At 64.3% G+C, this 25,542-nt stretch carries 26 protein-coding genes, 1 tRNA gene and 1 pseudogene; 7 read left to right on the top strand and 21 right to left on the bottom strand.

Going from position 1 to position 25,542, the window contains the following annotated elements; translation table 11 throughout:
• Nucleotides 1–500: 500 nt before the first annotated feature.
• The 4 genes and pseudogenes from J2S71_RS06590 to J2S71_RS06575 form a co-directional block, all read left to right on the top strand.
• Nucleotides 501–878 (top strand): annotated as a pseudogene (locus J2S71_RS06590) (class I SAM-dependent methyltransferase); the annotation flags it as partial.
• A 94-nt stretch (nt 879–972) separates the two neighbouring features.
• Complete coding sequence (locus J2S71_RS06585) at nt 973–1,347, top strand: 3-hydroxyisobutyrate dehydrogenase (protein WP_307389950.1); 375 nt, start codon at nt 973–975, stop codon at nt 1,345–1,347.
• Between the two features lie 1,245 nt (nt 1,348–2,592).
• Nucleotides 2,593–3,042, top strand: a complete 450-nt coding sequence (locus J2S71_RS06580) for an ATP-binding protein (RefSeq protein WP_307389946.1) — start codon at nt 2,593–2,595, stop codon at nt 3,040–3,042.
• Between the two features lie 12 nt (nt 3,043–3,054).
• Nucleotides 3,055–3,393: an ATP-binding protein gene (locus tag J2S71_RS06575; RefSeq protein ID WP_307389943.1), complete on the top strand. Its 339-nt coding sequence runs from the start codon at nt 3,055–3,057 to the stop codon at nt 3,391–3,393.
• A gap of 91 nt (nt 3,394–3,484) precedes the next feature.
• Here J2S71_RS06575 and J2S71_RS06570 read toward each other — a convergent pair.
• From J2S71_RS06570 to J2S71_RS06485, 19 genes are all read right to left on the bottom strand, one after another.
• A tRNA-Val gene (locus J2S71_RS06570) sits at nt 3,485–3,559 on the bottom strand.
• 214 nt (nt 3,560–3,773) lie between these two features.
• Entirely contained in the window at nt 3,774–3,974 is a 201-nt protein-coding gene (locus J2S71_RS06565; protein ID WP_307389940.1) for a type II toxin-antitoxin system RelB/DinJ family antitoxin, read from the bottom strand.
• A 557-nt stretch (nt 3,975–4,531) separates the two neighbouring features.
• Nucleotides 4,532–4,615 (bottom strand): hypothetical protein, encoded by an 84-nt coding sequence (locus tag J2S71_RS12300; protein ID WP_370873233.1) that lies wholly within the window; start codon nt 4,613–4,615, stop codon nt 4,532–4,534.
• 627 nt (nt 4,616–5,242) lie between these two features.
• Nucleotides 5,243–6,172, bottom strand: coding sequence for a ribokinase (locus tag J2S71_RS06560; protein ID WP_307389937.1), 930 nt, complete (start codon nt 6,170–6,172; stop codon nt 5,243–5,245).
• Nucleotides 6,173–6,203: 31 nt separating this feature from the next.
• Nucleotides 6,204–6,956 (bottom strand): type 1 glutamine amidotransferase, encoded by a 753-nt coding sequence (locus tag J2S71_RS06555; protein ID WP_021725585.1) that lies wholly within the window; start codon nt 6,954–6,956, stop codon nt 6,204–6,206.
• Entirely contained in the window at nt 6,949–8,298 is a 1,350-nt protein-coding gene (locus J2S71_RS06550; protein ID WP_307389933.1) for a MurT ligase domain-containing protein, read from the bottom strand. Before J2S71_RS06550 ends, J2S71_RS06555 begins: the two co-directional genes overlap by 8 nt.
• A complete protein-coding gene (locus tag J2S71_RS06545; protein ID WP_370873210.1) occupies nt 8,299–8,850 on the bottom strand; it encodes an Asp23/Gls24 family envelope stress response protein in 552 nt (183 codons plus the stop codon). It lies immediately after the preceding gene.
• An 18-nt stretch (nt 8,851–8,868) separates the two neighbouring features.
• Entirely contained in the window at nt 8,869–9,195 is a 327-nt protein-coding gene (locus J2S71_RS06540) for a DUF2273 domain-containing protein (RefSeq protein WP_307389930.1), read from the bottom strand.
• A gap of 2 nt (nt 9,196–9,197) precedes the next feature.
• Nucleotides 9,198–9,923, bottom strand: coding sequence for an alkaline shock response membrane anchor protein AmaP (gene amaP / locus J2S71_RS06535; RefSeq protein WP_021725572.1), 726 nt, complete (start codon nt 9,921–9,923; stop codon nt 9,198–9,200).
• Nucleotides 9,924–10,044: 121 nt separating this feature from the next.
• Nucleotides 10,045–11,052: a J domain-containing protein gene (locus tag J2S71_RS06530; protein WP_307389927.1), complete on the bottom strand. Its 1,008-nt coding sequence runs from the start codon at nt 11,050–11,052 to the stop codon at nt 10,045–10,047.
• A gap of 122 nt (nt 11,053–11,174) precedes the next feature.
• Nucleotides 11,175–11,972 carry a YebC/PmpR family DNA-binding transcriptional regulator gene (locus tag J2S71_RS06525; protein ID WP_307389924.1) on the bottom strand — a complete coding sequence of 266 codons (798 nt, stop codon included), beginning with the start codon at nt 11,970–11,972 and terminating at the stop codon, nt 11,175–11,177.
• Between the two features lie 133 nt (nt 11,973–12,105).
• Complete coding sequence (locus tag J2S71_RS06520; RefSeq protein ID WP_307389921.1) at nt 12,106–13,557, bottom strand: Mbeg1-like protein; 1,452 nt, start codon at nt 13,555–13,557, stop codon at nt 12,106–12,108.
• A gap of 133 nt (nt 13,558–13,690) precedes the next feature.
• The gene (locus J2S71_RS06515; RefSeq protein WP_307389919.1) at nt 13,691–14,575 is read right to left on the bottom strand and encodes a hypothetical protein; all 885 of its coding nucleotides are present in this window, start codon (nt 14,573–14,575) and stop codon (nt 13,691–13,693) included.
• Nucleotides 14,547–15,443, bottom strand: coding sequence for a hypothetical protein (locus J2S71_RS06510; protein WP_307389917.1), 897 nt, complete (start codon nt 15,441–15,443; stop codon nt 14,547–14,549). Before J2S71_RS06510 ends, J2S71_RS06515 begins: the two co-directional genes overlap by 29 nt.
• Nucleotides 15,418–15,702 carry a hypothetical protein gene (locus J2S71_RS06505; protein WP_021725603.1) on the bottom strand — a complete coding sequence of 95 codons (285 nt, stop codon included), beginning with the start codon at nt 15,700–15,702 and terminating at the stop codon, nt 15,418–15,420. Before J2S71_RS06505 ends, J2S71_RS06510 begins: the two co-directional genes overlap by 26 nt.
• An 11-nt stretch (nt 15,703–15,713) precedes the next feature.
• A complete protein-coding gene (locus J2S71_RS06500; RefSeq protein ID WP_021725600.1) occupies nt 15,714–15,992 on the bottom strand; it encodes a hypothetical protein in 279 nt (92 codons plus the stop codon).
• Entirely contained in the window at nt 15,989–16,381 is a 393-nt protein-coding gene (locus J2S71_RS06495; protein WP_307389910.1) for a hypothetical protein, read from the bottom strand. The genes J2S71_RS06500 and J2S71_RS06495 overlap by 4 nt, the downstream gene beginning before the upstream one ends.
• Before the next feature lie 210 nt (nt 16,382–16,591).
• Nucleotides 16,592–18,595, bottom strand: coding sequence for an excinuclease ABC subunit UvrC (gene uvrC, locus J2S71_RS06490; RefSeq protein WP_307389907.1), 2,004 nt, complete (start codon nt 18,593–18,595; stop codon nt 16,592–16,594).
• Between the two features lie 96 nt (nt 18,596–18,691).
• Nucleotides 18,692–19,921, bottom strand: coding sequence for a carboxylate--amine ligase (locus tag J2S71_RS06485; RefSeq protein WP_307389904.1), 1,230 nt, complete (start codon nt 19,919–19,921; stop codon nt 18,692–18,694).
• Between the two features lie 182 nt (nt 19,922–20,103).
• Here J2S71_RS06485 and cuyB point away from each other — a divergent pair, with 182 nt between their 5' ends.
• Both cuyB and J2S71_RS06475 read left to right on the top strand, forming a co-directional pair.
• Nucleotides 20,104–20,832: a cysteate racemase gene (cuyB, locus tag J2S71_RS06480; RefSeq protein WP_307389901.1), complete on the top strand. Its 729-nt coding sequence runs from the start codon at nt 20,104–20,106 to the stop codon at nt 20,830–20,832.
• Nucleotides 20,833–20,985: 153 nt separating this feature from the next.
• Complete coding sequence (locus tag J2S71_RS06475) at nt 20,986–22,584, top strand: DUF6630 family protein (RefSeq protein WP_307389898.1); 1,599 nt, start codon at nt 20,986–20,988, stop codon at nt 22,582–22,584.
• A gap of 14 nt (nt 22,585–22,598) precedes the next feature.
• On the opposite strand, the gene J2S71_RS06470 is transcribed toward J2S71_RS06475, so the two are convergent.
• Entirely contained in the window at nt 22,599–24,068 is a 1,470-nt protein-coding gene (locus J2S71_RS06470; protein ID WP_307389894.1) for a hypothetical protein, read from the bottom strand.
• The gene (locus J2S71_RS06465) at nt 24,068–24,715 is read right to left on the bottom strand and encodes an ABC transporter ATP-binding protein (protein WP_307389892.1); all 648 of its coding nucleotides are present in this window, start codon (nt 24,713–24,715) and stop codon (nt 24,068–24,070) included. The genes J2S71_RS06470 and J2S71_RS06465 overlap by 1 nt, the downstream gene beginning before the upstream one ends.
• Before the next feature lie 357 nt (nt 24,716–25,072).
• Between J2S71_RS06465 and J2S71_RS06460 the strand changes: the two genes are divergently transcribed.
• Entirely contained in the window at nt 25,073–25,462 is a 390-nt protein-coding gene (locus J2S71_RS06460; RefSeq protein ID WP_307389889.1) for a hypothetical protein, read from the top strand.
• Nucleotides 25,463–25,542 lie beyond the last annotated feature (80 nt).

Raw genomic sequence — 25,542 nt, 5'->3', positions numbered from 1 at the left:
CCAAATGTCACGTTGCGAATAAGGACCTCGCCCACCTTTGAGGCGTCCAACTCCACGTCTTCGAGCAGGTAGGATCCATCCGCCTCGTGGACGAGTACGAGCCCCATGGGCATCGAGCATGAGTACGATCTGGGACGCCAAGAGGACCCGCCGCAAGGTCTGACGCGATGCAGATGCGCTTCCTGGCTTCCTGTTGTGCCGATCCGCAGCGATTTCCGCCACAGGCGAGAGCAAGGCTTCTAGCAGAAGGCCGGCAAGATCCATTGCGGCCGGGGATGCGATCTCCTGGGCAAGATACCACACAAGCGCAGGTTGCACGGCAGAGCTCCCCACCTGTGAGACAGCCTGGTCAGAAAGAAAGAGTCATATAGTAGGGACGCTTCCAGGAAGCCGGGCGCATCGCCCGGCAGCGCGTCGCTCATCGTGCAGGCTCCTCTCGTGCCGTGGGGACTTGGGGTTCTGGACCATAACGCACGGTCTACGGCTAGGACTTCTCGCCGAAGATGATCGAGCTTGCCTCCAAGAGGATGCCGGGTGCCCACCTGTACCAGGGAGATTTTACGCAGGGTCTGGTGGAGCCCCTGCTTGGCCGGCAGTACGACCACATCGTGGCAACGTACTCCCTGCACCACCTAACCGATGGGCAGAAGCCAGCCTTTCTCTGCGACCTCCGCGACCGTCTAGGCGAGGGCGGGAAGGTCCTGATTGGCGACGTAATGTTTAGGACCCGCACCAAGCTGATTGAATGCCGGGAAACCGTCAGTGACAGATGGGACAGCGAGGAGAACTTCGTCGTCGACGAGCTGCGCGAGACGTTCCCCAATCTCTCGTTTGTTCAGGTGTCGTTCTGCGCTGGGATCATTGCGCTGCCGGGCTGAGCGTCCTGGCCGAAACCCCCGCTTAAAGGCACGCGACTTGGGTAGGATTTCCTGCAGTCACGTCACAACTGTCCCTTTAGGAGGAAGGAATCCCATGGACAAGGAACTCCTGGACTACGTTGCGGCCAAGGTCGAAGAGATGCTCGCCGCGCCCCCGGCCTCGGCTGACACCAAGGCGGCCGCGCAGGCTTGGAAGGACGCCATCGCAGGTGGCGCGGACGCAGATGCCGCAACCAACACACTGCTCGACGCCATAAGCGAGCACCAGACCACCATCGATGATCTCATTGCCCTCGCCGGGTCCGACATGGGCAAGAAGGCCTTTGGCGAGGAGGGTGCCGCAAAGATGGTTGCCCACTCGCAGGAGCGCAAGAACGCCGGCGCCAAGTTCTGCGACTGCGCGGCCTGCAGGCCCTGTCACGAGCTTCTACACAAGTTTGATCGCGAGGAGGCAGACGTATACCTGTAGGGCACTCCCCGCCTCACGCCGCAGCTACGGTCAGCATGGGACCCGCATCACCCAGTAAGGTTGGGCGGGTCCCGTTTTCAAAGCTCACATTCTGACACGCCCGGGAACGACCCGGCTCCAGTCCCCAATCAGCCTAGTTCGGCCACCTGACGATTGATTGATTATTTGCACCGTAAACGGCACCAATTACAGGCATGCGACCACCAAATCGCGATCATGTGACCATGCGCCGCGTGCGAGCGGTCCCGCCAATGAGGCCACTTCCTAGGCTTGTCCCATTCACCGTTCGGATGACGAGGGGAGGTGATGCGGATGGCGAAGGGGATAGGAGCCAAGCCGGCTCTGGAACTACCGGCAAGGGGCATGGCCGGGAGGGAGATACGCTCTCCGCCAAGCACATCTCCCGGAGGAGCACCGCGACGGGGCGATCCGCGACGGCTTGGTGACCAAGAGCCACAGCACGCTCCGCAGGGGCTACAAGGCCTTCGTCGCGGCCGGGGGCGTCACAAACCACCTGGAGCGCAAGCCCGTTCAGGTCATGGAGGTCGGCTGGGACGGCACACCCATGTGGCCCACCAGCGAGGGGAGCGAGGCCACCAAGTGTCGCCTGTTCGTGGCGACCCTACCTTACCCGCAGCACGGCCACGTCGAGGCTACGCTGGGCATGAGGCAGGGCGCCTGGTTCATGTGCCACGCGCACGCCTGGGACCTCTTCGGCGGCGTGGCGGCCAGGACCTCTGCGACAATCTCAAGACCGGCGCGGTCTCTCGCCCCAAGGGCGGTGAGGTGGTCCTCAGCGAGACCTAGGAAGCCCTGGGCGCCCACTACATGACGGCGATCATGCCCGCAGGCGCGCGAGTGGGTCTATGGACGCGAGGTGGCTCCCGACCTCCATGTCACCATTTGGGTGCGACCACACCCTGTTCCCCACGTGTGCGTTGGTCAGAGGGCGAACCTCAGGGTGGGCGACTCCGCCGTGGAGGCGTGGGTCGCCAGCGGACGCGTCGCCACACACGCCAGGCTCAGGCCATGCGAGCGGTGGCCCTGCCGCACCGACCCCGCCCACATGCCGCCCGAGTTCGCGCACGCCGAGCGGGCCGAGCGGGACGACGCCAGGATGCTTTGCTGGGCCGGGGAGGTCGGGCCGAACACGCACGCCGTGGCGTCGCGCGTCTTCGCCGACGTGCAGATGGGGGCGCAGGGCCACATCCGCGGCGCCGGCTGCTACGGGGGAGATGACGAGCGATGCTCGACCCCGAGACCAGGAGGGAGCTGCGCGAGCCCAGGGTGCCCTCGAAGGTCGAGGCGGTGGAGATGCTCGAGTCCGACGCGTCCCTCGCGGCCCTGCCCCTCGACGACCGCCTGCGCACGGTCGTCGACCACGCATACCAGGAGATGGAGGATGCGCGCGCGGCGAGGCTGCTGCGCGACGCCCGCCTCCGGCTGCCTCAGGCCGACGTCGCGAACATCGGCTACGACGGCAGGCCGCTCGACCACACGCCGGTCACCGAACTCGCCACCTGCCAGCTCGTCGCCTCCGCCACCTACGTGATAGCCGAGGGACTCACCGGCACAGGCAAGGGCCACCTTGCCCGTGCGCTGGGGAAGCGGGCCTGCAAGCGCGGGCTCAAGACCCTCTACGTGCGCATGCCCGACATGCTTGTCTACCGGACGGAGAGGATGTCTGCGGGGTGATCCGAGGGGGAGGTGCTGAACGAGTACGCGGCCCACAAGGCGCTCATGCTGGACGAGCTCCTCGTCGACAGGCCCACCACCGAGCAGATGCACTTCCTGCTCGAGCTCACCGAGGGGCGCCACGACAGCTCGTCGACGATACTCTGCTCGCGATGCCCCACGGACGAGTGGCGCCGCTGCATGGGCGGTGGCGCGCACGCCGATTCGGTGATGGGCAGGAAGCCTTGGGGCGGGGTGGTCGCAATCGCGTGGCTCGCGGGCTCCCACATGATTCGACCGGCGCACTCACTGCTGGTGCACCGGTCACTTAACGTGCGAATAACCACCCTTGTCCGTTCGCTGAGCATGTAGGAACCCTTGGCTTTGATGTCCTATTTGGTGGCCCCTTTAGTGCGCTAAACAAGAACAGGCCAGAGAACATAACCTCTGGCCTGCGAGTTCATGGTGGGCGTTAGAAGATTTGAACTTCTGACCTCTTCCGTGTCAGGGAAGCGCTCTCCCCCTGAGCTAAACGCCCGAACATGTCTGCCGCTCACGAGCAAGCGGCGGTAGCTACTATAGACGATGTCATAGGGAGGCGCAACATCAACCTGTGGCACAGGGAAATCGTGCCCAGACCTCACATCCACATGTGCCGTATGCACGCACTCGTCTGAGCCGCTCGAAAGCGCATGGTCAGAGGACACGGCACCATACGATACACGATCCTTGCCAGTCGGAGCATCAACCACTTATGTCGCATCGTGCTTCCCCACGCTTCTCCCTGCTGGCACCCCCAACTCAAAGGGAAAGGTGCCAACCCTGTTAAACGCTGCGATAAACATCCGAATGGCGTTGGATGGGGTGGTTCCGATGCGCTCGGTTGCCTCAAAGAACAGCTCTTTCTCCTGGGGCATGACCTTGGCGACAATCGGGGTCATCTTTTCCTTCATGCAGCCCCCAGTGGTTCGTGTGTACTCGTTTATGCCTCGTTGCCCCTATGGTATTACTTCGTATCTTTTTGTAATACCACTCCATAAAAGCATCGCTTATGGGAAAAGAAGCTTCGATGTGGACGCGTTTCTTCAAATATCGTGACGCTGTTGTAGCCACGTGGTGGTGGCAATGGAACGAAATGGCCCCAAGTGCGCGCTCGAGCGTGTGCTTACGGTGCGTCGACGGCGCCCACGGATGACAAAAGCCCAGGATTGAGATTCGTAAAGGCGTCAAATGGCTCTCGATTCCTCGATGAGTCCGCCCTGCGCCTCGATGTCGGCACGCACTTGGGGCCATTTCGTTCCCTCGAGAACAATCGGTGGGAGGCGCGCCGTTATTCGATGCGCCATCCTCCCACACCACCGTGTGTACCGTTCGGTACATGCAGTTCCTAGGCTTAACGCATTTGCAGGTGACGATTGTAGGGGAAAGCCCAACCCAGCTCTGCGAACTTGCGCCGTTGAGTGTTGTGACAGATATGTAGCTTCGTGCGAATACGCTTCCAGCATTTCCACTACACATAGCAAATTTTACGCTGCAGCCACCCGTCGAGCGTGCGTGGCACCTTGCGCATGTCCGCAAGCCGAAAGTAGCCCACCCACCCGTTCACCTGTACCTCGTCGAGTTCGCTACTCCGCGCACACTGTCCTACTCAGCGACTCTCTCCACCTAGGTTTGTCCCCTCCCCGTTGGCGCTCTAGGTACTATGGCCTCCGCTGGCGCCTCACAGCTCACCGTTGCTGCAGGCGACCTTGTCGCCACTGCTCCTTCTTGAGACGACTGACTCCTCTGCGTCCTTTTCCCGTCCGTGAGGCCTCCCGGGGTAAAACCAACATCTTTCGCCTCGCGTACCCGCCGCATCTACGTCCGCAGCTTCTGTGCAGCCATCGGGCTTCAGCCCGTTCGGTGACCTTGTCCGCTACATCCGCCTCATACGGTTCATGATTCCCGGGCCGAAGTTATGCCTTGGGATTCCTTCAGGTTTTGCCTCACGACGGGCATCCTTGTCACTGGCTATGCGCGTCCCGTTGCCAGGCGCACTCGGGACTTTCACCCGTTAGGTGTGTGCCATGCCCGACACACCAAGAGGAGCCGTCCGCATATGCGGACGGCCTTCCCAAGCCCTTGCTTCCAGCTGCCTCAAGCCATAAGAACTGTTCACGAGCAGCTGCTGGCTGACGAGCGTCCTTCATCCAGCGACAGGGCAGAGAGGGATGCCTCACCCCTACTCCTGTGCCGCCTTGAGGAAGTCCTGCGCCTGCTTCCAGCTGGGGATGGACTCCTGGGCCCCCACCTTGGTGATGGCAAGCGCCGCCGCTGCCGTGGCAAACTCCATGCTCTCCTTGAGCGGCATGTCATCGGCCAGGCATGTCGCCAGGGTGCCCGCATACGTGTCGCCAGCGCAGGAGGGGTCGACGACCTCGACCTTCCTGCCGGGAACGCGCACCATCTCACCATCCACGAGCGTCACGGAGCCACCGCCCTTGAGCGTGATGACGCACTGCCTGACGCCCCTGCCTGCAAAGAACTCAAGCGCCCTGGCGCAGGCGCCATCGTCCGTCGGCGCGAGGCCACTGAGGATGCGACAGTCCGTGCGGTTGATCACCAGGAGGTCGAGCCCCGCATACGCCTCGTCGGGCAGCTTCATGCCCTCCACCACCGACGCGCGCAGGATGACGAACAGATCGTTGCGCTTGGCGCAGGCAAGCGACTGCATGGCAACGTCGATGCCCCCACCCAGGGACATGAGCAGGATGTTGCTGTGCTGCCCCAGGCCATGGATGGCCGCACGAACCTCCTCGTAGGACATCTTGGCGTTGGCGCCGGGGTCGGTGACTACGCTGCGCTCGGTGCCGCAGCGCAGCACGAGCGACACGCCCGTCTCGTCACGCGCCGTCACGCTCACGTTGTTGACGGAGACGCCATGCTCCACGAGCTCGGACGTGAGCTTGCGACCGTAGTGGTCGTTGCCCACCTTGCCCACCATGAAGGTCTCGGCACCCATGCGCGCGGCGGCCACGGCCTCGTTGCCGCCCTTGCCGCCGGGCGTTGCCACAAAGTTGCTGCCCCTCAGGCTTTCACCTGGCACGGGCAGGCGGTCGCACTCCATCGAAAGGTCCATGTTGAGGCCGCCGTAGACGATGATCTTCTTCATGAGACTCAGACTCCCTTCAGCAGACCGCACCCTAGCGAGAAGGCACGGTACCGGCCATCATCCTGTCAAACATGACCTTGTTGGCCGCATGCTCCGCAGAGTCATCCAACGGCTCGAGATCACCCTCACCATACCTGCGCTTTAGGGCACGTGACAACAGATAATCGGCGACACCGGGATTCTTGGGCAGGAGTGGCCCATGCACATAGGTGCCCACCACGTTCTTGTAGAGGCAGCCCTCATAGCCACTCTCACCGTCGTTACCGCTTCCGTAGAGCACCGTGCCCAGAGGCTCCACGTCCCGCCCCAGATGCGTGCGGCCACCATGGTTCTCGTACCCCACGATGGGCTGTGGGCTGATGCGACTCCTCACGGCCACGTTGCCGATGAGGCGTGGCTCGTCGCGATCGGTGTAGAGATCGACGAGCGCAAGCCCCTGCACGCGCTCGTCACCCATGAGATAGTAGTCCCCGAGCAGTTGGTAGCCGCCACAGACGGCGGCGAGCACGCCACCGTCCTCCACGAAGGCCGCCAGCTCCTCGCGCTCCTCGAGCAGGCTCTCGCACACGATGCGCTGCTCGCAATCGGTTCCACCGCCCACAAAGACAAGGTCGACGTCCGAGAAGCTCGGACGCTCCCCCACGTGCACCTCGCGTACCTCGCAGCCCAGGTGGCGCCAGGCCAGGCGGCTCTTGAGCACCAGGATGTTGCCAGAGTCCCCGTAGAGGTTGAGCAGCTCCGGGAAGAGGTGCGCGATGCGCACCGTATGCACACCGTCAGCCATGGCGCTCCCCCAGCCTCTCCAGCTCGGCCCGCGCGGGAAACAGCGCCGAGTAGTTGGCCAGCACATAGAGCGGGCGCTCCTTGGGGAGCGAGTCCGCCCTGCGGACAGCCTCCTCCACGCTACCCACCACCTCCGAGGGCAACCCGGCGTACTTGAGGCGCACTTGCACGTCATTGGCACGGGTGCCCCCCGCATAGAGGCGCAGGTCGTCCTCATCGCGGAAGCGCTCGAAGTCCACGTCCCAGATCCACGAGACGTCCGTGCCATCGTTGGCGTTGTCGTTGACGAGCACGAGCACGACCTTCCTGCGCGTGTCCTGCTCCAAGAGACCGATGTTCTGGTTGAGGCCGGCCGGGTTCTTGGCCAGGTTGAGCACGACCTCGCGCCCATCCACGTCAAAGTGCTGCAGGCGGCCGTTCTTGGGGTGGTAGGTCTTGAGCGTCTCGTTGAGGTCGCCTGCACCGGCACCACAGAGCGTGGCCGCCGCAAAGGACGCAAGCAGGTTGTAGACCATGTAGGTGCCGCCGAACGAGGCGGATACCGTGGCGGAGGCGCCGTCGAGCGCCGTTGCCACAAAGCGCACGCCCTCACGGCCAACCTTCACGGCGGTCGCCGTGAAGGCGAGGTCGGGGCGGGCGAAGTCGCACCGGGGGCACGAGAAGGCGCCCAGCTGGGCATAGCTGCGGTACCCATAGGAGAGCTCCGCCCCGCAGCTGGGGCAGAAACGCGCCTCGGGCACGCGGTCGGGCACCACATCGAGCGGCTCCGCCACCCCAAAGGCCAGCACCTTCGTGCCCTCCTCATGCGCACGACGCGCGACCCATACGGACAGCGGGTCGTCCCCGTTGACCACGAGCGCTGTGGCGGGTGAGGCGGCAAGGGCGCGCACGATCACGTCCTGCACGCGATCGATCTCACCGGCACGATCGAGCTGGTCACGAAAGAGGTTGAGCAGCACCAGATAGTGAGGCTGCAGGCTCGGCAGGATGTTGATGGTCGAGAGCTCGTCCGCCTCGATGACGCCCACATCCGCAGAGCGGCCGGAGAGGAGCGCCGACACCACACCTGGCGCCATGTTGGCACCCACACGGTTGCAGAGCACCTTCCTGCCGGCATGCTCCAGCGTGCTGGCGATGATGTTGTTGGTGGTCGTCTTGCCATTGGTGCCACACGTGACCACGGAACCCCAGGTGAGCTTGTGTGCCAGCTCGCGCATGAGCATGGGGTCGATCGAGAGGGCGACGCGCCCCGGCAGCTGCGACGCACTCCTGTGCACGACATGGGACAGGCCCCAGTGGACAAGACGACCGGCACCGATGGCGATGCCCGAGCGAATGCCCATCTATGCCTCGGCCTCTGGGGAATCGGTCGCGTCCTCGTCGGCCACAGCACCGCTCTCGGCCGCGTATTCCTCGGGCGTGAGCACGTCCTCGATGCGGAGGTTGACACCGGCAACCGAGAGGCCCGTCATCCCCGTGACCTCCTTGACCACGGCCTTCTTGACATCCTCGAAGACCTGGGGCGCATAGGAACCATACGTGATGAGCACGCTGACGTTCACGCGAACGGAGGAGTCGGACGTGACCTCCACCGTGACGCCCTTGCGCGAATCGCTCGCACCAAAGGCATCCTGCACGCGGTTGAGCCAGCTGCCCTTCATGCCGATGACCCCCGGGACGTCGCGCATGGCGATGGCCACGATCTTCTCGATGACGCCATTGGAGAAGGTAAGGGAGTCCTCGGAGCTGAGATCCTCCGCGCCCTCGTCGCCAGACGCCTCCGCGTGCATGGTGACGAGGTCGTTGTCATCCGAGGTGGACAGCGAGACGTCCTGCACGGGGGCAGACGTGGCGCCCTCGGGCACGGGAACGGGAGTGGAAGTTGTGTCGGACACGATATGCCTCCCAGGGTGTTAGCGATTGTCCGAGAAGACCTTGCGCACGGCACGCACCACGCGCGGGTTGCCATCGAAGAACTGGCCGATGGCGACCCCGATGGCGACGCAGATCACGATGAACAGCGTGCGCCAGAAGCCGATGCCAAAGATGAGCAGCGCCACCACGAGCCCGCAGATGCCGCCCATGACGCTGTGCTGACGACCAGGAAACGTGGCCTTGAACCACCGGGAGGCACTACGCATGGTGTCGGAGAAGGTGCGCGGGGACCCCTCGGCCGGCACGTCATGCGACGTCGCATCCGAGCGAGTGTCCACCTCCGTCGTGGGGTTGTCGTCCGCCATGGCTATTCCCCTCCTCGAGCATGAGCGTCCATACCGTACCCACCATCTGAGCCCTGCGAGAGGTGCAGCGTGATCTCTGACGTGTCTGGCTGCGCCGGGGCCTGGCCGCTCGCGACGGGCGCTGCCGGTGTGGGAGCCGCAGGAGCCTCTGCGGGCGCTGCCGCCTCGTCCGCCTCGGCGTGCGAGGCCTGCTCGTCGAGGGAATCGAGGGCGGCGTATTCGTTGGCGTTAACGAACTCGATCCCCACCCTGTCCACGTTGTCGCCGCAGACGGTCCTAAGGCCCTCCACGATGCGATCGTGCAGGGCAACGCCCTCGGTGACGGTATCGATGGTACGGAGCGGCTGCACGCGACAGGACACGCACACATGGCCATACCTCTTGGCACGCACGGCCACACGGCGGGCGCGCAGCGTACCGTCCTCCTCGATGACGTGCGTGGCCTGGCTTGCGATGGCATCCCGGGTGATTGCGATCTCGTCGGCCCCGGCCCTGCCCACCACCACGACCTTGCGATTGCGCGTGAGGAGGGCCACCAGCAGGCAGACGAGCAGGCCGACACCCGTGATGACCACCAGAACCTCGAGCGTGGCATAGTACCAGTACTCGCGGAGCATGCGCGTCATCGTGAGCGTCCAAGGACCAACCCACGGCAGCGAGAGGCATGTCAGCGACACGAGCCCTGCCAGGCTGAAGATCAGCATGCATATGCGCTTGAAGATGCCCATGCGACTCCTTCCATCCCCGTCATCGTATAGGATAGCGCAGGTGGGTGGCAACAAGGCACACGTCCCCAGAAGATGGGACGGGTCCTGCATGCATCGAGCTCATGGGCCTCGGACACCGCGGCTAGCGGCCGTGCCGGGCGCTAGCCCATTGGCCGCAGCGCTTGAGCATGTCCATACGCATGGTCACGTAGTGCTTCTCGATGAGATCGGAGAGCCAGCGCGCCGCACTCACCACGATGCCCGTGCCAAAGAAGCCCAGAAGCGCATCCACGACCAACACGCCAGCGGCGACGAAGCGGACGATCTGGCTCGTCCCCGCGACATCCATGCCGCGCACCGCAGACAGTGCCGCCAACGGAAGCTCCAGCAGGCCATACACCTGGTTGCGCACGAACCCCGAGAGCGACGAGCGATAGCTGCCCTTGCGGCGCACCTCCACATGCACGCGCGTGACGTTGGAGACGATGCCGTTGACGATCTCGCGCACGGCACCGGAGAAGCCCCCGGCAAAGATCTCGTAGAGCAGGAAGTAGCTGGGATAGACCGCTGCCACCAGCACCTCTACCAAGCTGGAGAGCGGAGCCGTGGGGCTCATGTCAAAGTTGGCGCGGTTGTCGGGCAGCAGCGGAAACGTGCGCCACCACACCAGACCGAGGAGGGTGATGAACACGAGCCGCAGCAGCGCGGGCCCCAGCAGCGTGCGGCGCAGGCCGTGGCCGGGCGCGTCGACAGCGACATTGGCCTCGTTCTCCATGACGGCGCTACGGGGGTTGCCGTTCTCGTCCCAAAACAGCGAGTCATCCAGCTGCGTCTCCACGGAACGGTCCCCGGAGGGCGCGACGTGCACGCCCACACCCCTGTTGTGGGCGGCCCCACTCACCAGGTCACGATGAATCGTCTGGGAGGGATTGGCGTCAAAGAGACGCTTGAGCGTGGCGTAGGCACGATTGACCTCGATCATGCGCTGCTGGGCAAACTGCTGTGAGATGCCGTTTCGGGCCGCGTTGTCGGGATGGTACTCCTGTGCGAGCGCCTTGAAGGCCTGACGCAGCTCGTCTGTGCCATAGCGCTCGGGAAGGTCGAGGACCTTCTCGGCCTCTGCCTGGGTCATGTCCGGTCTTCTGCTCATGGGTGATGGTCACCTTTCGGCTGAGACGTGCATGGGCGGGGCGCGCGGCACCCCATACGAGTGCGGCGACCCGTAGGTCGCCGCAACTGGTTGCCAGATGCGCACAGGCGCAGGTAAAGAGCCTACTCCTCGTCGAGCTGGGCGGCCACCTCATCGGAGACGCTCATGGTGCTGTAAACGTTCTGGACGTCATCGAGCTCCTCGAGGCGGTCGATGAGGCGCTGGACCTTCTTGGCGTCAGCAAGCCCCAGCTCGGTCGGTGTGGTGGGCACCATGGTGAGCTCGGAGCCCTTGACGTCGATGCCCTGCACCTCAAGGGCCTTCTGGACGTCCTGCATCCTGTCATAGGCGGTGTAGACGATCCACTGGTCGCCCGCATCCTCGTAGTCCTCGCCCCCGGCCTCGGCGACGGCCATCATGAACTCGTCCTCGTCGGCGGCATTCTCCTTGTCGGGGACCTTCTTGTCGTCGCTCTTGATGACCTTCTCCACGGCGATGGAACCCCTGCGCTCGAACTGGAACGCGACGGAGCCGGTGGTGCCCAGGTTGCCACCCGCATGCGTGAAGGCGGAGCGCACGTCGGCCGCGGTGCGGTTGAGGTTGTCCGTCAGACACTCCACATAGAGGGCCACACCCGCGGGGCCGTAGCCCTCGTAGGTGACCTCCTTGTACACGACGGCATCCGCCCCGGTGCCAAAGGCCTTGTCGATGGCGGCCTGGATCTTGGCATTGGGCATGGAGACCATGCGAGCACGCGCCACGGCGGCGGCGAGGGAGGCGTTGTTGTCCGGGTTGGGGTCGCCACCGTTGCGCGCGGCAACGGTGATGTTACGCGAATGCTTGGAGAAGAGCGCGGAGCGCTTGGCGTCGATGGCGGCCTTCTTGTGCTTGGTAGTGGCCCACTTAGAGTGTCCGGACATGCACGTCTCCTTCTGAACGTGGTAGAAACAAACGAATGATATACGAAGGCAGACACGCCAGACAAGGACGGACGCCTGTCTTCAAACGAGCGACATGAGCGATGGGCGGCATGCGTGGGCGGCAGGACCGTGTCTATCCCTTGAGGATGTCTCCCAGACGCTTGGCCGCACCCTGCACGGCGGGCGTCATGTCTGACACCACGCGGGCGTACTCGCCGTCATGCGCCTGTGCGGCAGCAAATGCCTGACGTATGCGTTCGGCAGACACGCCGTTCATGTCCATCTGCTTGCGCATGTAGGTCTCCATGTCATCGCGGTACTCGTCGATGTTGAGGTGTCCCGTAAGATCCTCGATGCGATACCAGACATCCCACCGCGAGAAGTCCCACCATGGCTCCGCGTCCACCTCCGCGACGATGGCGAGCAGCTCCTCCATGCGCTCATCCGACCAGTCGCGTATGTCCACCTGCTTGATCTCCGACGCCTCCGCGGCACGGACACCATCCTGGACGTCCTTCTGCATGCCCTCGTATCCCTCGAGAAACTCATCGACCCACTCAGGGGTGATCTCGACACCGAGGAGATCTCCCAGCATCTGCGCAAACTGCGCGGCGTCAATCACCCCCTTCACGAACTTCGCAATGAGGTCGGCAAGCGGACCCGCGTCTGCCAGGGCCTCCGCCGTCGCCGGACAGCTTGCGAGCACGCAGGCCAGCGCACCCATGAGACGCGGGTTCTGCGCCATGAGGGCGGCCGCATCTGCATTCGGTGCCATGAGCTGCCCCAGGAACTCGACGAGCTTATGCTGCATCCCCCTCGGCACGTTATTGGCAATCCAGATGGTAAGCTGGTTGATGGCGCGCCAGTACTTCGTTGGCCAGGCCCCATCGCGCATGGTGAAGCACTTGTCATCCGAGAAGAGGCGCGAGGGGGCATGGCTCGAGGCGAAGCCATGCAGCTTCGTGATGATATCCCAGATGCTGTCGATCCTATCGGGCGGGCTGGCGCCAAAGACGAAGTGGACGTCGCCCGCAATGACATAGAGCAGGGCGCTGATGAAGTCGCCGCAGTAGTTGTAGGCGTGGATCTTGTGCCTGTTGCGGGCGATGTCCTCCGCATGCTCCCCCAGGAAGCCGGGGCCGAACCCCTGCCCATCGAAGGAGTAGGCATCATCGACACGCGGGTTGACGATGGCCACGTACATGGCGGAGTTTCCGCCCTTGGAGTGACCGCTCACGACGACCTTTCCCGTAGGGTTATGCCGCCTCAGCATCTCGGCCACATAGGCAGCGGCCGCCTCCTGGCTCTCTGTGTCCGACTCGGTGAGGCCATAGAAGTTGTCCGCCCACTCTCCCTTGCCGCCGTCCGTCCCCTGGAAGACGACGTACATGTTGCCGTCCTCGTCCGTGAGCGTCATGTGGCGGCTCGTCTGCCGGGCGCCTCCCACCTCAGTGCCGGGCTGCGTCACATCGGCTACCGTCATGTTGGCGGCCCCGCCATTGCGCAGGCACTCGATGAGGTTGCGGTACTGCTCGTCGCTCGTCCATTCGTCGTGCTGGTCGCCTTGACCAGCATTCTGTGCCATCGCATCAAGGACTTGCCCAAGCGTAGGAGTACTCTCAGGAGAGTCTTTCCGTAAACTATTATACGCTTGGTTAAATCCTGGCTGGTATATAAGCATGTTCAGCTGGGCGAGCTCGTTAGGGCCAAGTGCCACCTCACTCACCCCCTGGCTTCACATAAGACGTTCTCTCCCATGTGCGCCCTTTGTTGTTGCTAACGAAATCCTCCGTGAAGGGCCGGCCGTCCAGGGGGTCAGTGACCTTGCACGTAAAAACATCCATTCTCATTCCTAAGGAGCGTAGACTCGTCACGAGCCTGTCGTGGAGCTCGGAGAGCTCCTTCTCGGTAAGGGGGGAGTCCGCCGAAATGAAGACACTCACAAACCCGTCGACGTCCGCCCGCACCTCGTCCAGCGTGGTGCCCCGCACATCGGAGGGGATCATGTTGTCGTGCATTCCCACACTGCACACCATCGTCCCCTCCGGCTGGCCCTCCGTCAGGGGCTCGGCGAGGGAGCGCACGCGCGCCTCCCACTCCCCGTGCAGGGACACGTAGAGGTAGTCGTCCTCCCAGCCCTTGTCCCCCGACCTGCCGGGCCACCAGGAGACCTTCACGTCCTCGCCCTCGAAGGGGCCCTCGGCCGCCCGGCACGTGGCGTAGCTCTGCCCCGGCACGAACAGGGACTTGTCCACGAGCACACTGGTCGCCTCGAAGCGCAGGGCGTAGCGCAGGGCGAGGTAGTCCTCGGCGGCCTCGGCGCTGCGGACGTACGACATCGAGTTGTGGGAGGGCCACTCGCCCCGCTCGAGCGCGCCGATCACGTAGTCGGGGGCGCCCAGCCGGCGCGCCACCTCCACGTCGCGCTGGCTCACCTCCTGGGTGCCCATGTCCGCCCCCCTCTCGTAGCCGCCGGCCCCCCGGCACCCCCCGGGCAGCGCGCAGCCTCCCCCGGGGCACGCCGGGAGGGCGAGCGCCGCGGCCAGGGCGAGCGCGGCCGCGCGGCGCGCCACCTCACTCGCCTCCCTCGAGCGCCCCGACATTGTTCACATAGGTCTCACGTACCCACGTGAAGTTCTTTCCGTGATAAGCAAAATCCTCCGTGAAGGGCCGGCCGCCCAGGGGGTCAGCGACCTTGCGCGTGATGACCTTAATTCTCATGCCCGTCGGCCGCAGAACGTCCACGAGCCTGTCGTGGAGCTCGGAGAGCTCCTCCTCGGTCAGCGAAGAGTTCTCGGAGATGTAGATGCTCACAAACCCGTCGACGTCCGCCCGCACCTCGTCCAGCGTGGTGCCCCGCACGGTTGGGGCGGTTGGCGTGTCGTACATCAGGGCCTTGCACACCATCGTCCCCTCCGGCTGGCCCTCCGTCAGGGGCTCGGCGAGGGAGCGCACGCGCGCCTCCCACTCCCCGTGCAGGGACACGTAGAGGTAGTCGTCCTCCCAGCCCTTGTCCCCCGACCTGCCGGGCCACCAGGAGACCTTCACGTCCTCGCCCTCGAAGGGGCCCTCGGCCGCCCGGCACGTGGCGTAGCTCTGCCCCGGCACGAACAGGGACTTGTCCACGATCACCCTGGTCGCCTCGAAGCGCAGGGCGTAGCGCAGGGCGAGGTAGTCCTCGGCGGCCTCGGCGCTGCGGACGTACGACATCGAGTTGTGGGAGGGCCACTCGCCCCGCTCGAGCGCGCCGATCACGTAGTCGGGGGCGCCCAGCCGGCGCGCCACCTCCACGTCGCGCTGGCTCACCTCCTGGGTGCCCATGTCCGCCCCCCTCTCGTAGCCGCCGGCCCCCCGGCACCCCCCGGGCAGCGCGCAACCTCCCCCGGGGCACCCCGGGAGGGCGAGCGCCGCGGCCAGGGCGAGCGCGGCCGCGCGGCGCGCCACCTCACTCGCCCCCCATCTGACGACCAAGCTCTTCGTCCGTCGTGACGAACTCGTCGCGCGCGGACGCGAGGAAGTCCGCCGTCCTGCCGATGGCTGCCGAGAGCGCCTGCGCATAGGCATCCATCTCCTGGCCCAAAGCCATGAGCGCATCCGCTCCCCCACCGCTCGACGCCTCGAAGGTGAGGGAGGGACGCACCCCCGCCGCCTCGTCGGCGAGCGCTCGGAGCCGTCCCACGGCATTGTCTATGCGCTCTGGCGCAACGGCGATCTGTCCACTCGTTGCCACATCTCCCCCTCTCAGTCGAAGTCGGCATCATCGGCATCAAGTGCATCGATGTACCCGTTCGTCCTCTCCACGAGCGGCCCGATCGCCTCCTGCAGGGCCACCACCGACTCGCTCATGATGGGCAGCACCGACGCCGTCGCCTGCGAGAAGCGCTCCGAGCTGATGCCCCTGCTCGTAAGCTCCTCCACGATGGCCACGTAGTCCCTGGAGATATCGACCAGACTCTCGACACCAGCGGTCATCCGGTCGGTTGCGAGGGAGAACTCCGCATCGGAGACCTTGAGGTTCATCGGGGCCTCCCCTGTGCCTGCGCATCGAGTGCGTGCATGAGGTCCATCCGCTGTGCGTGCAGCCTCTCAAGCTCGTCAGAAAGTCGCCGCTCGGCACCATCCACCTCGCAGGCGATGCCCTCAAAGCCGTGCCCTATGCCCGGCATGAGCTCGTCATGCAAGGCATCGTGCACGCGCTGCGCATAGCGGGCGCCCATGCGAACGCCCGCGAGCTCGCTGGCGCGCAGGGCACTGGCATCCGTCTGAGCCACCCAACGATGGAAGTTCTCATGCGACTGTGACAACTCCCAGCGAAAGGCCCTCAGCTCCTCGAGCGCCTCCTCGACCTTCCGCATGCGCCGCGAGCACCCATCGATCTGCATCTCCATATGCAACGTCTCACGTGCCATGCGCTTGCTCCAATGGGGTATGGTCGCGTCGCCCGTATTTGGAATATATATGAGTAAGCACCAATCCTGTCAAGGAGCCATCCGCCCAAAGGCGCCCAGCGCGGGGGTGACGGACGAGGCCGGGCCCCGTTTCCCTACGGGAGCTGCAACAGGGACGGTCCGACGCATCCCAAACCATGGGCAGGCGAACCAAACGGAAGGGTGCGGAGGCTATGCCTGCTCCCGTAGCGCCTGCCTGCCCGCCTCGTCGCGCTCCTCGTCCCAGGCACGCAGCGTGTCGTACACCTCGCGCGCGACAGCCTCGGGCACGCCCTTGACCTCGGCGATGTCCTCCATGCTCGCCGCACGCAGCCGCCTCATGGAGCCAAAGTGGCGCATGAGGGTACGCTTGCGCTTGGCCCCCACGCCCGGCACGTCATCCAGGATGGAGACGCTCTGCGCCTTGGTGCGCAGCTCACGGTGGAAGGTGATGGCAAAGCGGTGGCTCTCGTCGCGCACCTGCTTGATGAGGTAGAGCGAGGGCGAACCCGTGGGCAGCACCACGGGCGTCTCGTCCCAGGGGACGAAGACCTCCTCGTCGGACTTGGCGAGGCCGCAGCAGGGGATGTCCAGCCCCAGCGCCTCGAGCTGCTCGATGGCAGCCGTGAGCTGTGGCTTGCCGCCATCCACCACCAACAGGTCGGGTGCGGCCTTCGCAAACTCGGCATCGACCATGTTCTTGGGGCCATAGCGCCGCCCCAGCACCTCGCTCATGGACACGAAGTCGTTGGCCTCGTCCAGGTCGGTCCTGATCCTGAAGCGGCGATACTGGCCCTTGTCGGGCCGGCCGTTGGTGAAGACCACCATGGAGGCCACCGTGAAGGCGCCGTGCAGGGTGGAGATGTCGAAGCACTCGATGCGCAGGGGCGGGCGGTCGAGCGCCAGGGCACTCTCCAGCTGGAGCAGGGCCTTGTTGGTGCGCTCGTCGGCGTAGCCCGTGCGCACCATGTAGCGGTTGAGCGCATGGTGGGCGTTGCGCTTGGCCATGTCCAGGAGGTGCGCCTTCTCGCCGCGCTGGGGCACATGCAGGTGGCACATGTGGCCGCGCTTCTCCGTGAGCCACTCGCCCAGAAGCTCCGCATCGGGCAGAGCCTGGGCCACGTCCACCTCGGCGGGGATGTCGGCCGTCTCGTCGTAGTAGCGCTTGAGGAAGCCCGCGGCGAGCTCCACCTCGTCCACGTCGGCGCCCTTGTTGAGGATGAACTCGCTGGAGCGCACCGTGCGGCCCTCGCGCACCACGAAGACGCAGGCGCAGCTGATGGTCTCCTCGCGGTAGAAACCGATGAGGTCCAGGCTCACGTCCGAGGAGAACATGACCTCCTGGTGGTCGTCGAGACCCTCGATCACCTCGAGGCGGCGCTTGATGCGTCCGGCCCGCTCGAACTCCAGGTTGGCCGCGGCGTCGCGCATCTGGCCCTCGAGCTCGCCCACGATGGCGGCGCGCCTGCCCGCGAGGAACTGCTCCACCTGACGGACGTGCTTGGCATAGTCCACGGTGCTGATGGCACCACAGCACACACCGGGGCCACGCTCCACATGGTAGTCGAAGCAGGGGCGGCCGCGGTCGGCGAACACCATGTTGGCGACGGCCGCATCCGTGGGATGGCCCTTGAGGTAGCGACGGCAGCGCTTCCACTCCGCGCAGGTGGCGATGCAGATGGGCACGGCCTTACGCAGGGTGTCGATGGTCTCGCGGGCGGCCTGGGCATCGGTGTAGGGACCGAAGTAGCGCGTGCCCTTGCGGTGGCGCTCGCGGGTGTACTTGATGGCCGGGTACACGTCACCCATCGTGAGGGCGATATAGGGATAGCTCTTGTCGTCCTTGAAGTCCACGTTGAAGTAGGGATGGTACTGCTCGATGAGGTTGCGCTCCAGCACGAGGGCCTCGTGCTCGGAGCCCACCACGAGGTAGTCGAAGCTGCGCACCACCTGCATCATGAGGGGTATCTTGGCGCGGTCGTCCGTGAGGTTCACGTACTGCAGCATGCGGCTGCGCAGGTTCTTGGCCTTCCCCACGTAGATGACGTCACCCTTGGCGTCCTTCCACAGGTAGCAGCCGGGGTCGGTGGGCACCTGCGCCACCTGCTCGGCAATGGAGGGCAGCCCACCGTCCTCGGGACGCGGAGCCGCGAGGTCGAAGTCGGGGACGTGCGTTGTGGGGTCCTTGATGCTCATGCCCGTAAGGCTACCCCTTTTGCAGGCCCGCATGCACGCAGCGCAAGTTGCCGCGGGCCATCCTCACCCCGCTGGGCACACCCACCGATGCCCGCCCTACGCGCCGCGACGCTCCTCGTCGGCCTGGAAGTACCGCCTGAACTTGCCGATCTGGTGATAATAGTTGACGTTCGCCCAGAACCTCTGGCACAGGGAGTCCTTGCTCCAGTGCAGGGCGAAGCAGGCGGTGCCATCCTTGAAGGCGGCAAGCACCTGCCGCCTGATGGCCTCGTCGCTCACGTAGTCGCGCACCACCTGGGGTGGCACGGTCACATAGGCGAAGGGCCTGTCGCCCGCGACGAAGTCCAGGTGCTTGTGCAGGACGATGTCATCCACCTGCACCTTGGCAAAGTTGACGCCCGCGAGGTAGGGAAAGAGCGAGCTGCGACCCGGGCGGGTGTTGATCTCGAAGAACTTGAACCGGCCGTCGGTGGCATCGTACTTGACGTCGAAGTTGGCCATGCCGTGATAGCCCACGCGGCGCATGAACGTGACGGCATCGTCCATCACCTGCTGGTCGCGCTCGGGAATGATGACGGCGGGGTTGCCGATGGCAGTGGGGGCGTGGTCCTGCAGCACGACGCGGCCTCCCACGGCAAAGATGGGATCCTGGTTGGCATCGGTGTAGATGGAGAGGATGCGCTCCTGCGTGTCGTCCCCGCCGATGAGCTCCTGCACGATGAGGCTCTTGTCGTAGCCGGATGACTGGAGGCTCCCGAAGATGGCCTCGAGCTCCGCACGGTCCCTGACGAAGAAGACCTTCTTCTTGTTGGGAATCTCCGCATAGTGGTAGGCGGCCGAGTTGGAGGGCTTGGCCACGAGCGGGTACGTGAAGCCGGAGTCATCCACCTGGGCGGCAGGGTCCGCGCAGTCGAGGAAGCGCGTCTTGGGATAGGGGATGCCCACCTCATCGCAGATCCGGTAGAAGTTCTCCTTCTGCGTGATGGTGTCGAGCAGATCGAAGTCGATGTAGGGCACGTAGTACCACTGCTCGAGGAGGGGCTTGTTCTTGGAGACGATGCGGGCGTAGAAGTCGCCGCACCCCACGAGGAAGGGCAGCTTGCCTGCCTCGACGAGCCGGCTTCCCAGGGTCTCGAGCGTCTCGAGGAGGACGTCCTCCCGATCCAGCCCCGCGACGGTGCGGTACGTGGAGAACTTGCTGCGCGAGATGGACTTGATGTCATCGGAGCCCAGCTCGATGGGCTTCACGCGATAGGCGTCCCAGAAGCAGCGGATGTAGGCGTAGGCGGCAAAGTCCGCGCCGAGGATCACGGGTTGGAGCCTCATGGGAAGCTCCTCCTCACGGGAAACGACCGGTCTCATACGGGGAACCCCTCCACATCCTCCCGGCCCTCACATGGGACATGGCCGGGGCGTCACCACAAAAACGGAACCATGGTAGCAACGCGACCGCGACAGGGGCGGTAGAATGGACGCCTACCACAGACAAGACAGACGGCGGAGGGCGCATGAACAAGCCCATTCTTGGCATCATAGGCGGCGTGGGACCCCTGGCCACGGCCTACTTCATGGAGGCTCTCATCAAGAAGACCCCTGCGAGGACCGACCAGGAGCAGATGCCCATGATCGTCTTCAACGACCCGCAGATTCCCGACCGCACGGCCCACATCCTCGACCACGACAAGCCCAACCCACAGCCCGAGATGGCCAAGGTCGCCCGCTGGCTTGAGGATGCCGGGGCGGACTACATCGCCATAGCCTGCAACACGGCACACTACTTCTATGACGCCATCGTCGAGGCCGTCACCATTCCCGTGGTCAACATCATGCAGGAGACGGCACACAACATCGCGGCACAGGTGAGCCATGGGGCCACCATAGGCCTCATGGCCACGGACGGCACCATCGAATCGGGCGTGTTCCAGAGCTACTTCGAACGCATGGGCCTCAAGACCCTGGCCCCCACCGATGAGGATCGCACGATCGTCATGCACCTCATCTATGACTGCGTGAAGGCCAACGCGCCCTATGACGTGGACGCGTTCCTAGGCATCGCCCGACGGCTCCACGAGAGCGGGTGCGACGCCGTGGTGGTGGGCTGCACCGAACTTTCCGTCATCTACCAGGACCTGCCCGAGCGCCCGCCTTACCTGTACGATTCCCTGGACATCCTGGCCGACCGCTGCGTGAACCTGTACCAGTGGGCCCGCCAGGCCGGCGGGGACATCAAGATGTAGGCCGCACAGACTCCACGTCCGCCTGACGGGCCACAGCTGATTGCAATGGACGCGCCATGACATGAGGAGATCTCAGAGAATCCCAGATTTGCCAGCACGCGCTTCATCCGTTACCACATGATGCCGAAACCAAAAGTGAGAGGAACATTCGTCATGACGGCCAAGGCAAGGGCACGCGCGCGGAGTGAGAGCACCCTGCGGAGAATCAAGAGGGTGTGGATCCTTTCCTGGATCGCCCTTGCCCTCCTCATCATCCTGAACACTATGTTAGATTCCCCAGCAAGTCCCTCTAGCTCGGACTACCGCACGGTTACGGTCACTGTCGTCAGCGCGCAGGAGACCCAGGTCTCATTTTGCTGGATAAACGATTACACCAGTACCGTCATCGTGAGGTACAACGGCAGCAACTACGAGCTTCGCAATACGGGTCATGCCTCCCACTACTTCCCAGGAGAGCAGATTCCTGCCTATCTTTATATGAACGAACTCTATGCAGGCATGAACGGCGTGATCAAGCCAACGCCACTCGGCACAGTCTACCAAGCCTGCAAGATTGCCACATTCTTCATGCTCATCGCTTCCCTATCGATGCCAATCCTGTTCCTCATGCACACATACCCACACGGGGTGCGAGTGACGAGAGAACGCAAGGGAGAGGAGGTGACACGGCTGCCGGCAAAGCCAACCATGTCAGCAGCCCCCGTTACCGACGGCACTCATGTGCACAGGTATGCCTGGAAGTACTTTGAATGCGACAAGGCCGAATGGCATTATGACAGCTGTGCTCAAGCGTACTGTAGGGCGCATCACAAGACGATAGATACCATGACCAGCAAGGACGAGGCACGCGTATGGGTCTCCGCCGGTCTGCTCATAGGCTACTTTGTCTACTGGCTCATATGTCACGATGCGTTGACGCCCGACGGAATGGCAGATGATCCCCAGGATGAGGAGAACCAGGCGCTCGTGCGTGGAGATGAGCTCTCACCCATCGACTACATCCGCGATACCACGGACTTCACCCTCGCCCGTAGCGACATTCGTCAAAGCACACTTGACTTCGTCGATCGCTACTATGAGTCCTCCTACTATCAGGATGTGTTAGATGTCATTGGCGTCGACCGCGACATCTTCCGCATGGAGTTTGACTGGGAGACCTGTCACGAGGTGAGCACGGCAATAGACCATGCCCATATGGCTTGGCTTGAAGACAAGAAGTCCTACCTGCGCATCGCCCGCATCATCTCTGGCGGAGACACAAACGCCATGAGCGAGTTCTCCGGGAGTTTCGAGGAACCAGACGCATATGGCACGGTGCATGTCGACCATCTGTATGACTGGGGCCTCGAAGACGAGAACGATGTAAATCGCTTTGCGCACGACCACTGGATGGTGCTGGTGGACATCCTTGAACGCAATGGGTGTGTCTGCCTTTGTGACTGGAAGCAGCCCGCAGATGAATTCCTGCCCCTTGTCGGCTTGACACGACGTGCCGCCGCAGAAGGCATAGACTTTGCCTCGGTGGTAGGTACATCCGGCCAAGGAGACGTTGGACTTGCCGACTGGTGGGAGGGAAACGCTTGCCTCGACCTCCCTGAACTTTCAGAGAAGTCACTGCTCATAGCGAACATGGATATAGATAGTGATGCCTACGTGCTCTTTGTGTGCTCCGAAGGTGAGTACCGACGTATCCGCTCGCTTGCAAAATCCTTAGGAAGAATCATCAATCAAGCGAAGCAAGGGAAGTCCTAACGCGGCCATCACCCTCACACGCCGGCATCGCGCCCGAGGGCGATGGCCACGCCGCCCGCAAGGACAAGGGCCGCGAGCACCGCGGCGACGAACGTCCATGCCCCCGTGAGCGAGACGAGGCACGCCACGACGACCATCGCAAGGAATGCGAGCTCGAAGCTCACGCGCCTGTACACCACGGGGAGCACCACGCGTGAGAGCCCGCCGCACACGACCGTTGCGACATCAAGGAGAGCGGCGATGACACATGCCTGGAGTCCCTGAGATCCTAGCGTCACGGCGCACACGAGGCATGACATCAGAATCGCCAGTGACAACGCCGGCAGGGAGTCCGCCACGAGGAGCTGCAGGGACCCAAAGGGCAGGAGCGGACGCACGAGGCGGTTGTCCTCGTCCGCGCAGAAGACGCGCACGAGCTCGCGCGCCGCGCGATAGTTGAGGGTCACCGCCGCCGCGCAGGGAACCATCAGCTGGCCGTCCAGCGTCCCCAAGCACAACGCGCACAACAGGGGCACGGAGACACCCGCATAGAGCAGGATGTCCCCCAGTCCCTCGAAGCGGCGCAGGTGCACGAGGGCGGCACGCGACGCGAGCGTCCGCCAGCCACGATGGCCCAGCGGCAAGGTGGGAAGCCATCTCCTCCGTGCGAGGCGCGCATCCCTGGTCAGTTCCCGATACCTGTCGCGGTTCGTGAGGCGCAGCCACCTGCTTGCGTCGGACTCCGTGCCGAGCACCGCCTCGCACGCGAGGGCAGGCATGCAGACCCTACGCCCCAGCAGCGCGAGGGTCACGATGAGCAGGCACGCCAGGAGGAGAAGGGGCACCGTCGCTCTGGCGAACCCCCAGGGTGGCGCCACGGCGATGCCCATCACGCACACGGCAACGACGGCCGACGCAGGCGCGACGACGACAGAAACGTCCCGTCTCCCCCGCGCAAGCCTGGCCTCGGCGACGACGCAGGGAAGGAGCGCCGCACAGAGGCCCGCGAGCGCGGAGGACAGTGCAGCCTCCCTGCGCATGAGGGCCCCCATGCCGCTTGTGGCGAGAAGCCCCGCCAGCACACCGACCAGGCAGGTGCCCACGCACCTGAGGGTGACGTCCGAGAAGACCATGGTTGCGAGCGCGGGTCTGCTTCCCGAGAGCCACGAGACGTCTGCCGCACTCAGGCGGAAGGGAGACCTCCAAAGCGCCCTCAGCGCGCAAACGAGCGCCACCGTGCACCAGGCGACCAACACGACCGCAAGCGGTGCGCGCACAAGCGAGACGGGCACCTGCGCCAGCAGTCCCGCAAGGAAGTGTTCCAGCGCAGCCCACGAGAACAGCGCCCATAGGATACCAAACGCCAGGATGTATGCCAGGTATCCTGCGCCCATGAGTCTCTTTGAGTCACCAACGCTCGTGCCGGCCACCCAGAGCAGCCAGTCAAGGTTGCGGCACACATGGCGCGCCCGCACGCGAAGCGTGGCCTCGATACGGCCGTCCATCAGGGCGTCTCCTCGCTGAGGCCGTCCGTGCCCAACCGAAGCGTACGGGTGGGGGAACAGGCAGGCACGTCCCCATGGACGCTCAGGAGCACGGCAGAGCCCGCTTCCGCAAGCGCGGACAACTCCCTGCCAAGCACCCCTGCCGCATCGTCATCGATGGGGGCAAACGGCTCATCCAACAGAAGCGCCTGCGGACGCATGGCAAGGACGAGCGTGAGGGCGAGCTTGTAGCGCATGCCGCGCGAAAGCGCCGAGGGAAGCGCACCCAGCGCGTCTGTCATGTGGAACCTCCCCGCAAGGACATGCCCACGCCGCTCCGCCCCCTCGTCCCCGTTGGCGCGCGCGACCAGCTCCAGGTGCTCGTGACCAGTGAGGTCATCATAGAGCGCAGGCACATCCGGCACCAGGGAGAGGCCGGCCAAATCCTCTTGCTCCAACGAGAACAGCGCCCGCCCCAGGAAGCAAACCTCGCCCTCGCGCGGCCGCAGCTGTCCCGCAAGGCAGCGCAGGAGGGTCGACTTCCCCGAACCGTTGACGCCGCGCAGGGACACGACCTCCCCGCTGACAAGCGACAGGCCGAGACCCTCCCATACCGTCTTCCTGCCATAGGAAAAGGACAGATCCTGTGCCTCGAGCAGCGTAGCCATTGGAGGGTTCCCTTCGGTTGCGGCCATGCTAGCACGGGCGCAACCGACGGACAACCAGGCGGGCGGAGCAGGTCAGCGCCATCACAGACAAGCCCATACGTGAGGAGCGGTCTGCAGGCAGGATGGCAGGGACTGGCCCGCATGCCCCTGAGGCTGGCTGCCACCCATCAGACGACCCCAAGCAAGATGTTGCATTCTCCACAAATATTTCCCCCGTGTTTCGATGGCTGTGGGAGGGTTCCAGATGCGGGCCCAGGTGTTCAGAATGCGCTGCATGGCGGCAATGTGGGGGTGGCAGGGCTCACGAGAGCGAGATGCCGTCCCTGACCGAGGACCAACGAACCTGGGAGGAACATCATGGCCGAAAACGAGGGTACCTGGCAGTTCTGGTGTGGAGGCATGCACATCGTCCAGGGACTCAGGCAGCGCGCGACCAATGGCTTCATGGGCATCGACGCCGCATCCACGCTCGTCCTGTACGACAACAAGGGCAACGAGTTCGACCATGCGCCCATCATGCAGGTGGAGGCAAAGCTCAAGGGCTTCAACGGTAACGTCATCAGGATGAACGGCAACAAGTACCGCCTTCAGTTTGCCCCTCTGGGACGCACCGCGGCAGGGTCTGCCTTCGGGCTCGTCGGTGGCCTGGTGGCGAACATGATGACGTCAAGAGGCGAGGACAAGCGCAGCCCTCGCCAGAAGGAGGACGAGTTCGCCGAGGTCGTGCATAGGTTGCAGGGCAACTAGGCGCAACCAACGGCAAGCAAGCGTACCTGTTGGCACCCCGAGTCATGCGTGACCCGGGGTGCCGTTCCGTCATGTGAAGC

It is taken from the genome of Olsenella profusa DSM 13989 (genome assembly GCF_030811115.1).
In the GTDB taxonomy this organism is placed as follows: Bacteria; Actinomycetota; Coriobacteriia; order Coriobacteriales; family Atopobiaceae; genus Olsenella_F; species Olsenella_F profusa.
This window is presented reverse-complemented; position numbering and strand designations above follow the sequence as displayed.